At 65.4% G+C, this 12,378-nt stretch carries 9 protein-coding genes and 3 pseudogenes; 6 read left to right on the top strand and 6 right to left on the bottom strand.

Features of this window, described 5'->3' with window-relative positions:
- Window positions 1-266: 266 nt before the first annotated feature.
- From CDOO_RS07995 to CDOO_RS07980, 3 genes and pseudogenes are all read right to left on the bottom strand, one after another.
- A pseudogene (locus CDOO_RS07995) lies at window positions 267-1,471 on the bottom strand (IS3 family transposase).
- Entirely contained in the window at window positions 1,446-1,880 is a 435-nt protein-coding gene (locus CDOO_RS07985; protein WP_018023021.1) for a hypothetical protein, read from the bottom strand. The pseudogene CDOO_RS07995 and the gene CDOO_RS07985 overlap by 26 nt, the downstream one beginning before the upstream one ends.
- A gap of 66 nt (window positions 1,881-1,946) precedes the next feature.
- Entirely contained in the window at window positions 1,947-3,095 is a 1,149-nt protein-coding gene (locus tag CDOO_RS07980; RefSeq protein WP_018023020.1) for a tyrosine-type recombinase/integrase, read from the bottom strand.
- Window positions 3,096-3,455: 360 nt separating this feature from the next.
- On the opposite strand from CDOO_RS07980, the gene CDOO_RS07975 reads away from it, so the two are divergent.
- The 4 genes from CDOO_RS07975 to CDOO_RS07960 all read left to right on the top strand — a co-directional run bounded on the left by CDOO_RS07975 (window position 3,456) and on the right by CDOO_RS07960 (window position 7,543).
- On the top strand, window positions 3,456-4,076 hold the full coding sequence (locus tag CDOO_RS07975; protein ID WP_018023019.1) for a copper resistance CopC family protein: 621 nt from the start codon (window positions 3,456-3,458) through the stop codon (window positions 4,074-4,076).
- A 13-nt stretch (window positions 4,077-4,089) separates the two neighbouring features.
- Window positions 4,090-4,650 carry a copper chaperone PCu(A)C gene (locus CDOO_RS07970; RefSeq protein WP_018023018.1) on the top strand — a complete coding sequence of 187 codons (561 nt, stop codon included), beginning with the start codon at window positions 4,090-4,092 and terminating at the stop codon, window positions 4,648-4,650.
- A gap of 4 nt (window positions 4,651-4,654) precedes the next feature.
- A complete protein-coding gene (locus tag CDOO_RS07965; protein WP_018023017.1) occupies window positions 4,655-5,848 on the top strand; it encodes a Dyp-type peroxidase in 1,194 nt (397 codons plus the stop codon).
- Between the two features lie 324 nt (window positions 5,849-6,172).
- Entirely contained in the window at window positions 6,173-7,543 is a 1,371-nt protein-coding gene (locus CDOO_RS07960; protein ID WP_018023016.1) for a YjiH family protein, read from the top strand.
- Between the two features lie 6 nt (window positions 7,544-7,549).
- Here CDOO_RS07960 and hutG read toward each other — a convergent pair whose 3' ends face one another.
- Both hutG and CDOO_RS07950 read right to left on the bottom strand, forming a co-directional pair.
- Window positions 7,550-8,491, bottom strand: a complete 942-nt coding sequence (gene hutG, locus CDOO_RS07955) for a formimidoylglutamase (RefSeq protein ID WP_018023015.1) — start codon at window positions 8,489-8,491, stop codon at window positions 7,550-7,552.
- Complete coding sequence (locus CDOO_RS07950) at window positions 8,478-9,875, bottom strand: amino acid permease (protein WP_020384700.1); 1,398 nt, start codon at window positions 9,873-9,875, stop codon at window positions 8,478-8,480. Before CDOO_RS07950 ends, hutG begins: the two co-directional genes overlap by 14 nt.
- Window positions 9,876-10,021: 146 nt before the next feature.
- Here CDOO_RS07950 and CDOO_RS07945 point away from each other — a divergent pair, with 146 nt between their 5' ends.
- Window positions 10,022-10,762, top strand: a complete 741-nt coding sequence (locus tag CDOO_RS07945) for an IclR family transcriptional regulator (protein WP_018023013.1) — start codon at window positions 10,022-10,024, stop codon at window positions 10,760-10,762.
- A gap of 136 nt (window positions 10,763-10,898) precedes the next feature.
- Here CDOO_RS07945 and CDOO_RS07940 read toward each other — a convergent pair.
- Window positions 10,899-11,608, bottom strand: a pseudogene (locus tag CDOO_RS07940) (IS6 family transposase).
- On the opposite strand from CDOO_RS07940, the pseudogene CDOO_RS13625 reads away from it, so the two are divergent.
- Window positions 11,607-12,187, top strand: a pseudogene (locus CDOO_RS13625) (recombinase family protein). The pseudogenes CDOO_RS07940 and CDOO_RS13625 sit on opposite strands and share 2 nt — an antisense overlap.
- Window positions 12,188-12,378: the final 191 nt, after the last annotated feature.

Below are 12,378 nucleotides of genomic sequence, written 5' to 3'. Positions count from 1 at the left end.
TAGTAAGCGAGGCTTTGCATGATCACATTGGCTGGGTCATGCTCCTTTTCTCCAAAGGTACAAAGAATGTCATGGGTCAAACTAAGGATTTCCCTCGCAGAAAATTCTGCCCGAATTTCCCGTCACTTTACTGTCCTTTGGAACCCTTTGAGTAATATAGAATAAATTATGCGTTAAGTGACAATTTTCGTAGGTGTGCACATGTCGGTCGAGAGTGTCACGTAAACGATGGGGGTGTCCCCCTTTGAGTGGACACGCAGGATTGATCAAGCAGCGGGTGCCACGGTAACAGCCGTGGCGCGGTGTTCGAAAGCTCTCGGCGATAAGTAACTGATCCCGGAGTGCCGACGACATGTGTTGTACCTCGTGATCCACCGGAACACCTCCCGTCGACACTGAACCGGCGACGCCCAACCACCAGAACCTTGCAGCGTCTCCCGCTTCAGCGAGGCGTTGAACGACTCAGCCATCGCGTTATCCGCACTCGATCCGATCCGGCCCATCGACTGGCGGATCCCCAGCCTCCGGCACGTGGTCTGGAACGCTGAGGAGGTATAGACGCTGCCGTGGTCCGAGTGAAATATTGCCCCGTCCAGGGAGCCTCTCGTGCGTGCCGCGTCCTCAATCGCGTCCTGGACGAGACTGGTACGCATGTGGTCCGCAAGCGAGTAGCCGACCAGACGCCTGGAACAGACGTCGATGACCGTGGCCAGGTACATGAATTCTCCTTTCCCGCAGGGCAAGTAGGTGATGTCGCCGATATAGAGCTGGTTGCAGTCCTCGGCGGTGAAGTCTCGGCCGACGAGGTCGTCGAAGACCCTCGCGTCCTGGTCCGGGATGGTGGTGCGTTTCTTCTTGCGCAGGTTCACCCCGGCGATCTGGTGCTGGCGCATGAGACGTTCGATGCGTTTGTGGTTGACCGGCGTGGGCGCGGTGTCGTTGATTTCGGCGGTCATGCGGCGCACTCCGATCGTGGCGTCGAACTCCTCGTGGTAGTCCCGCATCTGGGCCACCAGCACATCATCGGCGTGCTGGCGCTGCCTGCGGGCAGGCTTGCCGTCCCGCCACTTGTAAAAGCTTGACCGGTTCAGATTAAGGACATGACACAACCGCTTCACCGAGTAGGTGGTGGCGTAGTCGTCAACGAACTGGAAGCGGATCACCAGGTCGTCTCTCCCGCGAAATACTTCGCGGCCTTGCGCAGGATATCGCGCTCGGTGGAAAGCTTCTGGGTCTCCGAGCGCAGGTGCTGGACTTCTTTGCGCAGGCGCAGCAGCTCGTCGGTGGGGTCCTCGGCGGTGCGGCTGGGCGGGACGCCGCGGGCCCTGCGGGCGGCGTAGACCTAGTTCTTCAACGTCGCCCGGCTGATGCCGAGGTCCACGGCGATTGAGGAAAATGAAGCGCCCTTGGTGTCCTCGTAGAGCCGGACCGCGTCGGCTTTGAACTCATCGGTGTAGGTGTTCTTCGGCATGGTGGTCTCTCGCATTCTCCGGCCCATTGTGGGCCAGGGTCAGCGTGTCCACCAAACAGGGGACGGCCCCGATCGTATAAGTGATGGGATAACACGGTGACACTGTGTGGCCCATGCCCAGGTGTGGCGCCAGCTCACGGGCAACGTGCTCGTCGACGGTGATCGTGTACAGGTATGCCTGGATCACGGAGTCGGCGAGATTGTTCACATTCAGGTCGTCGATCCACGAGAAGCTGAACAAGTGGTCGGTGGCCTCCCCGGCCTCGGTGTGATCAGTGATGGTGAGCCACGCGGTTTGGGGGTCGTCTTGGTCGATCTTCACGGTCACGGAGCGGATATGTCGGCCCTGGATCGGTGAGGCGGTGTGCAGGCGGGCCTTGAGGGCCTCACGGATGCTGTCGGCGTGCATGACGGTTCCTTTCGGGGGATGGGTTTATCATGCATGCCGTCGGCGCAGCTGTGCTGCGCGGGAGAGTTACCGCGCAGCTCTCCGGGCCAGCTCGTCGTCGCGTGTACCAGCGTGTTGGTAGCGCATCGCGGCCACGGGGGAGCTGTGTCCGAGGCGGGCCATCGTTTCCTTCAGCGTCGCGCCGGTCTGCGCGTAGCGGGTGCCGCTGTAATGCCGCAGGGAGTGAAAGTTTGCGGTGGAGCCCACGGACGCTGCTGCCTTCTTCCAGTTGTGCTCGAACGTGTGGTACGGCAACGGCTGGTTTTGGTCGCGGGCAGCGTGCCACAGGCGCTTACCTGGGGGGACCCTCTCGACGTGGGCTGCGATGGTCACCGCGTCGGCACCGAAGATGGCGGCCACACGCTCACCAGCTTCACTCTTCGTCGTACCCTCGACTCGGCCGGACCTCTTGGTGTGGGCAATCGACCTGGCGACGGCAATCCGCACAGCGTCGACGTCGCCGTCGTTGGTCAGCTCGATGGTGATGTCGTCGCGGGTCAAGGCGATAATCTCGCCGAAGCGGAGGCCACCGGCCGCGGCCAGGACGGCGACGGATCGGTATTTCTCGGGCAGGGCCTCGATAATCTGGTCCAGCTCGTCGTCGGCCGGGGGAGTGACTTTCTTGCCCGTGGATGCTGTTGACCCGCCTCGGACGCGGCAGGGGTTGGTTTCGATGAGCTCATCCTCGACGGCGGTCTTAAGAATGGACTTCATCAGGTCGTAGGCACGGGCTACGGCGGTGAGCTTGCCGGTGGCGATCTGTTCGGCGTACCAGTCGCGCACGGCGGCGGCAGTGACCTCGGCCAGCGGCGTCTCAGACCAGGAGGCAAGACGCCCAGTCTCGACCAACCTCAGGTACTCGCCGCGGGTCGAGGCCTTGATGGGGTGGCCACGCCCATTCGTCCGTGTGGTGATCCAGCGGGTCGCGTAGACACCGAAAGTTATCTGGGCTCGGTCACGAGCCTGCTGGGCTTGCTTGCCGGCCTTCTCTCGCTCATCCGGGTGAATCCACGTGCCGGCTGCAATGGCCGAACGTTCACCGGCAAGATACTCACGCGCCTGGGTCTTGGTCTCGAACGTGTCTGGCGCCTTATGACGGGCACCGTCATGGGTGTAGCGGGCGCGGTACCGCCCGGACGGTAGTCGGTCAATGATTCCCCAAGCTTCGCGGGCCATAATGGTTTCCTCATCCTCGTGGTACCTACGTGGTACTTAGATTGGCGTTCTGTGACGTTCCACGGCGCTTTTCGGCACTGTTAAAACCCTACTAGCTGCACTGATAATGTATCCACCATATCATTACTAGCTGGTTTGAACCCAGCTAGGACCACCAGAGTCGCCCGCCGGAGACGGCGGGCCTTTTTTGCGCCAGGAACACGGTGTAACGCACCTCATATTGGTGAACGAGGGGTAACGGGGAACTTTCGTCCCGTCCCCGGCGACTACTAGCGCGTAGGACACTGTGCGGAAACCGCGGCTGGGTACCGTGGTTTCACCGCGCACTGCTCGATTCTCAACGAAGGACGGAAAAAGCACATGAACTTCTCGACGCGCCCCTCCCGGCGATCACCGCTCCGCACCGGAGCGGCCGTGGCGGCAGCGGCTGGCCTGCTCACCCTCGGTGCACCCATCGCGATTGCCCATGATGCGGTCATCGGCGGCGACCCGGCCGACGGCGCGACCGTCTCCGAGTTCCCGGAGTCGGTCACCCTGGAGTTCTCCGCCGAGCCCCGCGAGGGTTTCAACACCTTCGCGCTCTCCGACGCTGAGACGGAGGAGGTCCTCTTCTCCGGGGAGCCGGCCATCGACGGGCACATGCTCACCCTTGAGATCCCGGAGGACGTCGACCCGGGCGCGGGCGACTACCGCGTGGGCTTCCAGATCACCTCCTCGGACGGGCACTCCACCCAGGGCATGACCTCGTTCTCGGTCGCCGGAGATGCCGCCACAACGGCGCCCGCATCGGAAACTGAGGCTGAGGCTGAGGCTGAGACTGAGACCGAAGAGGCGGAGCAGGACGGCCTGCCCAGCGTGCCGGCCTGGGTCATCATCGGACTGTCGGCCCTCGCTCTCATCGCCGTGGTCATCATGATCCTCCGCAAGGGCCGGATGTCGCGCGAGCTGGACGAGAACACCGATCATCCCGAGAACATCTAGAAGGACACCCCCGATGCTGAACCGCACTGTCCTCATAGCCTCCGCCGCGGCGGCCGCTCTGGCCCTGGCCGCCTGCTCCCCGCCGAACGAAAACCCCTCCTCCGACACCGCTGCCCCGAGCACCACGTCCGAGACCGCCCAGGCCCAGTCCCAGGCCGTGACCTTCACCGACGGCGTCGTGCGGGAGAAGGGCGAGGACTCCGACATGACGGCGATCTTCGGCACCCTCACCAACGACTCCGACGAGGACGTCGAGGTCACCGGGTTCTCCACCAGCCTGGATGCCCCGATGAACCAGATCCACGAGACCGTCGACGGCACGATGCGCGAGCGCACCTCACCGCTGGTCATCCCCGCGGGGGAAAGTGTCACCCTGGCCCCGGGCGGCGATCACTTCATGGTCATGGGACATGAACCGATGCTCATGGCCGGCGACGTGGTCGATCTGACCATCCAGCTCGCCAGCGGCAACGAGGTCACCGTGAAGGATGTCCCCGTGCGCACCATGGGCGCGGGCCACGAGAACTACGGCGAAGGCGCCGAAAGCACCGAGATGACTGGCCACCAGCACTAGGCACATGGGCAGCTCAGCGTTCACCCGCCGCGGATTCCTCGCCGGAGGGGCGGCCGTCACCGCCGGCGGCCTCCTCGCGGCCTGCAACGAGGCAGAGCCAAACGAACCCTTCGACGAGAACCGCTACCTCACCGGTCAGACGATTCCCTTCGACGGGCCGCGCCAGGCGGGTGTCGAGACCCCGCATCAGGCGCACCTCAACCTCGTGGGATTCCGGCTCAATGACGGCCTGGGCCGCGCGGACCTGGTGCGCCTCATGCGCTCGTGGACGACCGACGCGCGCCACCTCTGCCAGGGCACCACTCCGCCGGGCAGCCTCGAGCCGGAGATGACGGACAAGCCTGCCCGCCTGACCGTGACGTGCGGACTCGGTGCCCGGGCGTTTGAGGTTGCGGGGGTCGTCGATAAGCGTCCCTCATGGCTCGCGCCTCTGCCCGAGTTCAGCCGCGACCGGCTCGACCCGGCGTGGGGGCAGGCGGACGTGGTGTTGCAGATCTGCGGGGACGATCCCATCACCGTCAGCCACACGATGCGCCACCTCATTCGCACCGCGCCGACCTACGCCACCACCCTGTGGGTGCAGCAGGGGTTCCTCAGCGCGCAAGGGGCCAGCGGCGAGTCGGGCACGCCGCGCAACCTCTTCGGTCAGCTCGACGGCTCGATCAACCCGCACACCGCGGACGAGTTCGACGGGCAGGTGTGGGACGGCGACGCCACCGCGATGGTGGTGCGCCGCATCTGGATGAACCTGGACACGTGGGAGGAGCTGGATCGCGGTTCGCGGGAGAATGCGATCGGCAGGCGTCTCGACGACGGCGCGCCGCTGTCCGGGGGAGGGGAGTTCGACGACGTCCACGTGTCCGCGCTCAACAGCTACGGCCTGCCGCTAGTCGACCGCACCAGCCACGTCGCCCGTGCCATGCCCGCCCCCGGCCATCCCGAGCAGCGCATTCTGCGCCGACCGTACAACTACGACCTGCCGCCGGACATGAGCGCGGGCCAGCTGTCCAACTCCGGGCAGATCTTCATCTGCTTTCAGAAGGATCCAATGACGCAGTTCGTGCCCATCCAGCAGCGTCTCGACGACCGGGACCAGCTGAACACCTGGATCACCCATATCGGTTCCGGGGTGTACTGGGTGCCGCCCGGCACCCGCTCGAGCGACGAGTACTGGGCGCAGCAGCTCCTGTCCGGGTAGCCGGCTTGACTCGGTGAGGCGCGTCACGTTAGGTTGAACATACCGTCGCTTGGCTGTAGCGCACGGCACATTTATCCCACCCTTGGCTTCTGCCGCGGCGCCTTCTCGCCGGCGGCGGTGCACCTCGGGTCGTGAGGATTTCTGGTGCCTGCGTGTGTGCAGCCCCCGGCCATCTTCTCGTTCCCCGCGGCGCCGCTTGTCGCTCGTCATCGCTCCCCGGCAGCCCGGATCAGAGAGATAGCGCCCGTGAACAACCCAGAAAACGTATCCGCTGCGTCGGCGGCGGGGAGTCAGCCCGTTGGCGGCTCCCATCGCCACGCCCAGATGCCGGTCGGCGACCCCAACGACACCATCCTGCACCAGCTCGAGGAGACCTCCGAGGAGGACATCTACACCACCCGCCCCGAGGTTTCGGGCATCTGGCGGCTGTTCCTCTACAGCGCCATCGGTATCTTTGTCTTCTTTGTCTCCATCAACATCGGCGGCAAGAGCACCATCCCCCTGGACCACATGGTCACCGCGATCAGGACCTACGCCGCACCGGTGGTCCCGTGGATCCTCTTCGCCCTCATCGTCTACGGCACGGTCAGCGCGCTGTGGCAGCGCAAGTGGATGAAGAGCTCCATCGACGCCGTGTTCACCGCCTTCAAGATCATCGGCCTCGTGGTCTCCGTGCTCATCCTGGCCAACCGCCTGCCTGGCTTCCTCAGCGAGCCCGACCTCGTGCCGTTCCTGTGGGAGAAGATCGTCATCCCCGTCGGCCTCATCGTGCCCATCGGCTCCGCGTTCCTCGCCCTGCTCGTCGGCTTCGGCCTCATGGAGTACGTCGGCGTCTGGATGCAGCCCATCATGCGCCCCGTGTGGAAGACCCCGGGCCGCTCGGCCATCGACGCCGTCGCGTCCTTCGTCGGCTCCTACTCGCTCGGCCTGATCATCACCGACCGTGTGTACAAGAGCGGCCGCTACACCGGTAAGGAAGCGGCCATCATCGCCACGGGCTTCTCGACGGTCTCCGCAGCCTTCATGGTCATCCTCGCCAATACGCTCGACCTCATGAGCCACTGGACCATGTACTTCGTGGTCACGTTCATCGTCACCTTCATTGTCACGGCCATCACCGTGCGCATCCCGCCGCTGAGCACGATCCCGGACGACTACTACCCGGGCTCCACCCCGCAGCCCGAGCTCCAGGTCACCGGCAAGCGCTCCACCGCCGCGTGGAACGGCGCGCTGCACGCCCTCAAGGGCGCGGACTCGCTGCCCAAGACGGTGTGGGACAACTTCCTCGACGGCCTGAAGATGTCCTCGGCCATCGCCCCGTCGATCCTCTCGGTGGGCCTGACCGGCCTGCTGCTGGCCAAGCACACCCCGATCTTCGACTGGCTGGGTTACATCTTCTACCCGTTCGCCTGGCTGGTGCGCCTGCCCGAGCCGCTGCTCGCCGGCAAGGCCTCGGCCATGGGCCTGGCGGAGATGCTGCTGCCCGCCACCGCGGTCGCCGACCAGGAATCCATCATCCTGCGTTTCGTCGTCGCCGTGGTCGCGGTCTCCGCGGTGATCTTCTTCTCCGGCATGATCCCCTGTGTCATGGCCACGGAGATCCCCATCTCCATCGCGCAGATGGTCATTGTGTGGTTCATCCGGGTGGCGCTGACCATCGTCATCACCACCCCGATCGCCTACCTGCTGCTTTAGCGGGTCTTAGCGCGGAAGCGCCGCCACAATATCGTTGATCAGCCGTGCCGCCGTCTTGGCGGTGCGGCTGTCTGCGTCGTAGGAGGGGTTGAGCTCCACCACGTCGACCAGGCGCAGTTTTCCCGTGCGCGCCACGGCGACGGCCATGGCGTGGATGCGCTCAAGAGCCACGCCCAGGCCCGCGGGTGCGGAGACACCCGGCGCCACGGAGGCGGGTAGCACGTCGAGGTCGATGCTCAGGTGCACGGCATCGGCGTCGATGCAGGCCTCGACCGCGGCCGCGCCCGCCTCCTCCGGGGTCAGGGAAGCGAGCTCCACGTCAGTGACCACACGCACGTCGAGGTCCCGCGCGGTCTCGAACAGCACGCGGGTGTTGTTGGCCGCGGAGATGCCGAAGACGGAGTAGTCGAACCCGTCGCCGACCAGGTCCGCGATCTGCTTGAACGGCGTGCCCGAGGTCGGACGCTCCGCCTCGCGCAGGTCAAAGTGCGCGTCGAGGTTGACGATCGGCGCCGACTTCTCGCCCAACCCACGGTAGAGGCCGCGGTGGGAGGCGAAGGCCGTCTCGTGCCCGCCGCCGAGGAGGATCACCAGGTTGTTCTGCTCGATGAGCTCCGCGACCCGGCGGCTGACCTCCTCCTGGGACTCCTCGAGGTTGTCGCCCACGGTGGCGATCGTGCCGGCGTCGTGGCGGGCACGGTCATCGTGGACCGCCAGGCCGCCGAGGGCGGAGCGCAGGGCCTCGGGGCCGGCCGCGGCTCCCTGGCGGCCGTCGTTACGCAGCACGCCTTCGTCGGTGGCGTAACCCAGCAGCACCACCGCATCGCGGGTATCCGCCGTGGCGGGGGTGACGACACTGTGCCAGCGGGCGTGTTCGGGGCCGGGGCCGTCGTCACGCCCGGTCCACTCGGGAGCGGGGGAGTAGAGGGGAAGATCAAGCGAGTTCACTGGTGGGCTCCTTTGCGAGTTGGGCGCGTCCCGCGGCGAAGTACAGGATGGTCATGATGACCACGAAGGCTACGCCGACACCGAGGGCGAGGCGGAAGTCCGGGATCCACGCCATGATGCCGAAGGTGAAGACGATGAAGGCGATGGCGAAGTACTGACCGTAGGGCCAGAACGGCACCCGGTAGTGCAGGTCCGCGACCTCGGCGGGGGACATGGCGCGGCGCGACGCCACGTGTGCCAGCAGGATCATCAGCCAGACAAACACGGTGGCGAAGGTGGCCAGGGAGGCGACGACGGTGAAGACCCGCTCGGGCAGGTAGGCGTTGAGCACCACGCCGACGAGCATGACCACGAGCAGGCTCACGGTGGTCATGACGGGCACGCCGCGGCTGGTGCGGGCCATGACCTTCGGCGCGAGGTTCTCCCTGGCCAGGCCGGTGAGCACGCGGCCGGCGCCGAAGAGGTCCGCGTTGATGGCGGAGAGCGCGGCGGTGATGACCACGGCGTTGAGCAGGCCCGCGGCCCAGGAGATGCCGAGGGTGCTGAAGATCTGCACGAACGGGGACTCGTCGCCGGTGATGGTGTGCCACGGGTCAATGAGCAGGATGACCAGGATGGCCAGCACGTAGAACAACAGAATGCGCACCGGAACGGTGTTGATTGCCTTGGGGATGGACCGCTCCGGCTCCTCCGCCTCCGAGCCGGCGACGCCGATGATCTCCGTGCCGCCGAAGGCGAAGAGCACGAGGATGAAGGAGGCGATCATGCCGCCGACACCGTTGGGGAAGAAACCGCCGTCGGCGTAGAGATTCTCCACGCCCATGTTCTCCGCCTGGCCCAGGCCGAAGATGAGCACCGCGGCACCACCCACGATCATCGCCACCACGGCCGAGACCTTGATGATGGTGAGCACGAACTCCAGCTCACCGAAGACCTTGACGCTGGCCAGGTTGGCCGCGCCGACGATGAGCAGGGTGACCGCCACCCAGACCCACTGGGAGACGTCGGGGAACCACAGCTTCATGTAGATGCCGATGGCCGTGAGGTCCGCCAGGCAGACGATGACCATCTCGAAGGCGAACACCCAGCCGGTGATGTAGCCGGCCCAGCCGCCGAGGAACTTCCGCGAGTACTCCGCGAAGGAGCCGGTGACGGGGTGGCGCACGGCCATCTCGCCCAGGGCGCGGAGCATGAAGTACACCACCGCGCCGCCAAGAAGGTAGACCAGCAGCACGGACGGGCCGGCCGCCTGGATCGCCCCGGCCGAACCGTAGAACAGGCCGGTGCCGATGGCCGAGCCGAGGGCGATGAAGTGCAGGTGGCGGTGCTTGAGGCCGGAGGTCCGGGGCGCGGCCTCTTGTTCGGTGAGCCTGGTCGACGGCATGTGAGTCTCCTTGCGGACGAGGGAGCGATCCGCAGGGCAGGGATCGTTCATGGGAAAGATAGTAGGTGGGGCCATGGACATCCACGGACATGGCCCGGAACCAACCCCCCGGATCAGGCGCCGGGGTCCTCGGTAGGGTGATTTCCATGGCTTCCTCCCAGGTGCCGGCGGCACGTAATACGCTGAAGATCCTGTCGCTGCTCTCCGCGATCGACGTGCCCGTCTCCGCGTCGAGGATCCGCGCGGAGCTGGATCTGCCCAGGTCAACGACCTACCACCTGCTGGCCGAGCTCACCGACGCGGGATTTGTGGTCCACCTGCCGGAGAACCAGACCTACGGGCTCGGACTCGCCGCCTACGCCATGGCCCAGGCGTACTCGAAGCAGCAGCCCCTGGTGCGCCTGGCCACCAGACCACTGGAACAGGCCGCGGCCCTGGTCGGGGGATCGGGCCACCTATCGCGGCTGGCGGGCTCGGAGATTGTGTATCTCCACGAGGTGCGCGCGCCGGGCGCGCTGTCGCTCATCACCGACGTCGGCGTTCGCCTGCAGGCGGCGCGCACGGCGTCCGGGCGCATCATGCTCGCCCACCTGCCCGAGCTGGAGGCCCGGGCGGCGTTCTCGGCGTCGAGCTCCGCGGGCACGCTGCGTGAGTTCCAGGAGCTGCTGCGGCTGAGCCGGGGTCGCGGCTGGGCGGAGGAGACCGAAGAGGTCAGCCGGGGTCAGTGCTCCGTGGCCGTGGCGGTGCACGATCACCTCGACCGGCCCGCGGCCGCGCTGGCGGTGACGTTTCCCACGGCAAAAGGCGGGTCGCAGGAGCGGGCCTCGCTGGTGGCCGTACTCCGAGACGCGGCGGCCCGGATCTCCCGCACCATGTACGGCGAGTAGGTCCCGCTAAAATGGCTACGGTTGGCCTTACCGCTTTCCCGTACCTACACAAGTAGCAGTGCTGTTGCAAAGTTGGGGGGGAGAGCAGCGAAGACTCAGTTTCTCATTCCCTGATGGCCGCTGCGTGTGGGCGTTCTCAGGCCGTCTCGAAGACCCGGTGGACGATCACCGCGTCCGGGTTCGGTTGCCCGTAGGCAAACATCGTGCCTTGCCCTTTCCGCAATGAGTGCATCGCCTCCATCCCTTTCAACGTCCGATATGCAGATGTCCGGTTCTTAAACGCGCTTTTGGCCCGAGGATCCGCTTCAGCCGACCATGGTCGCCTTCCAGGATGTTGTTGCGGTATTTCACCTGCCGGTGTTCCACTGTTGGCGGGCAGATTCCCTCTGACTTCAACTCGGCGATTGCCCTGGCTAGGGAGGGTGCTTTATCGGTGTTGATCACTCTGGGATACCCGGCTGACGCATTGGATCTGAGGGCTTTGGCCAGGAAACGCTTCGCTGCGGCCACGTTCCGCTTCGGAGAGAGGTAAAAGTCCAGGGTCTGGCCACCGGCGGTGATCGCCCGATAGAGGTAGCACCACCTGCCGCCGACCCGGATATAGGTCTCATCCACCCGCCAGGAACTGGCCTGCCAGTCGGGTACCTGCCGGTACCACCGTGTTTGCTTGTCCAGCTCAGGGGCGTATTTCTGGACCCAGCGGTAGATCGTGGTGTGATCGACCGGCACGCCCCGCTCGGTCATCATTTCCTCCAGATCGCGGTAGCTCACCCCGTAGCGGCAGTACCACCGCACTGCCCACAGGATGATGTCACGGGGGAAATGCCGACCGGAGAAGATGCCCATGGCCGTGATTATTTCACGTCAATCTTCCTACTGCCCCAACTTTGCAACAGCACCAGACAGGGCCTCGGGCAAGAAGGAGGACCGTCCCGAGCTTGCGGCGTGCCTGAAGTCCCTACGTCACGGGGACACCCTGGTGGTGTGGAAGTTGGACCGGCTCGGCCGCGACCTGCGTCACCTGGTCAACATCGTCCACGACCTCACCCAACGCGGCATCGGCCTGAAGGTCCTCACCGGGCAAGGCGCGGCCCTCGACACCACCACCGCATCCGGCAAGCTCGTCTTCGGCATCTTCGCCGCCCTGGCGAGTTTGAACGCGAACTCATCTCCGAACGCACGATCGCCGGCCTAGCCGCCGCCCGGGCCCGCGGCCGCAAAGGCGGACGCCCCTACAAGATGACCCCCGCCAAGCTCCGCCTCGCCATGGCCTCCATGGGAAAGCCCGGTACCAACGTCGGTGACCTCTTCAAGGAACTCGGCATCACCCGCCAGACCCTCTACCGCCACGTCTCACCCACCGGCGAACTCCGCGAGGACGGACGCAAGCTCCTGGCCAAGGACCGCAGCAAGGTAGCCAGGTAACCTCTGTTGTCCGGAACCTACGAACGTCAATGAGCGGGGTACGTTCCCGCGACTCTCGCACGCCCGCGGGGGGACTTCCACCGCTCAGCTACTTCGTGTCGGGTCGGTTAGGATTGTGGGCGAGCCGGGAGAAGGCAGCTAGGGCGTGTCTCTTATATCTGTAGTCCGGTGATACCGGCGGAGTCGACCGT

The organism is Corynebacterium doosanense CAU 212 = DSM 45436 (assembly GCF_000767055.1).
GTDB lineage: Bacteria > Actinomycetota > Actinomycetes > Mycobacteriales > Mycobacteriaceae > Corynebacterium > Corynebacterium doosanense.
This window is presented reverse-complemented; position numbering and strand designations above follow the sequence as displayed.

Coding starts and splice junctions, on each gene's coding strand:
- CDOO_RS07985 (WP_018023021.1), bottom strand. CDS start 1,880: ATGCACGCCGACAGCATCCGTGAGGCCCTCAAGGCCCGCCTGCACACC.
- CDOO_RS07980 (WP_018023020.1), bottom strand. CDS start 3,095: ATGGCCCGCGAAGCTTGGGGAATCATTGACCGACTACCGTCCGGGCGG.
- CDOO_RS07975 (WP_018023019.1), top strand. CDS start 3,456: ATGAACTTCTCGACGCGCCCCTCCCGGCGATCACCGCTCCGCACCGGA.
- CDOO_RS07970 (WP_018023018.1), top strand. CDS start 4,090: ATGCTGAACCGCACTGTCCTCATAGCCTCCGCCGCGGCGGCCGCTCTG.
- CDOO_RS07965 (WP_018023017.1), top strand. CDS start 4,655: ATGGGCAGCTCAGCGTTCACCCGCCGCGGATTCCTCGCCGGAGGGGCG.
- CDOO_RS07960 (WP_018023016.1), top strand. CDS start 6,173: ATGCCGGTCGGCGACCCCAACGACACCATCCTGCACCAGCTCGAGGAG.
- CDOO_RS07950 (WP_020384700.1), bottom strand. CDS start 9,875: ATGCCGTCGACCAGGCTCACCGAACAAGAGGCCGCGCCCCGGACCTCC.
- CDOO_RS07945 (WP_018023013.1), top strand. CDS start 10,022: ATGGCTTCCTCCCAGGTGCCGGCGGCACGTAATACGCTGAAGATCCTG.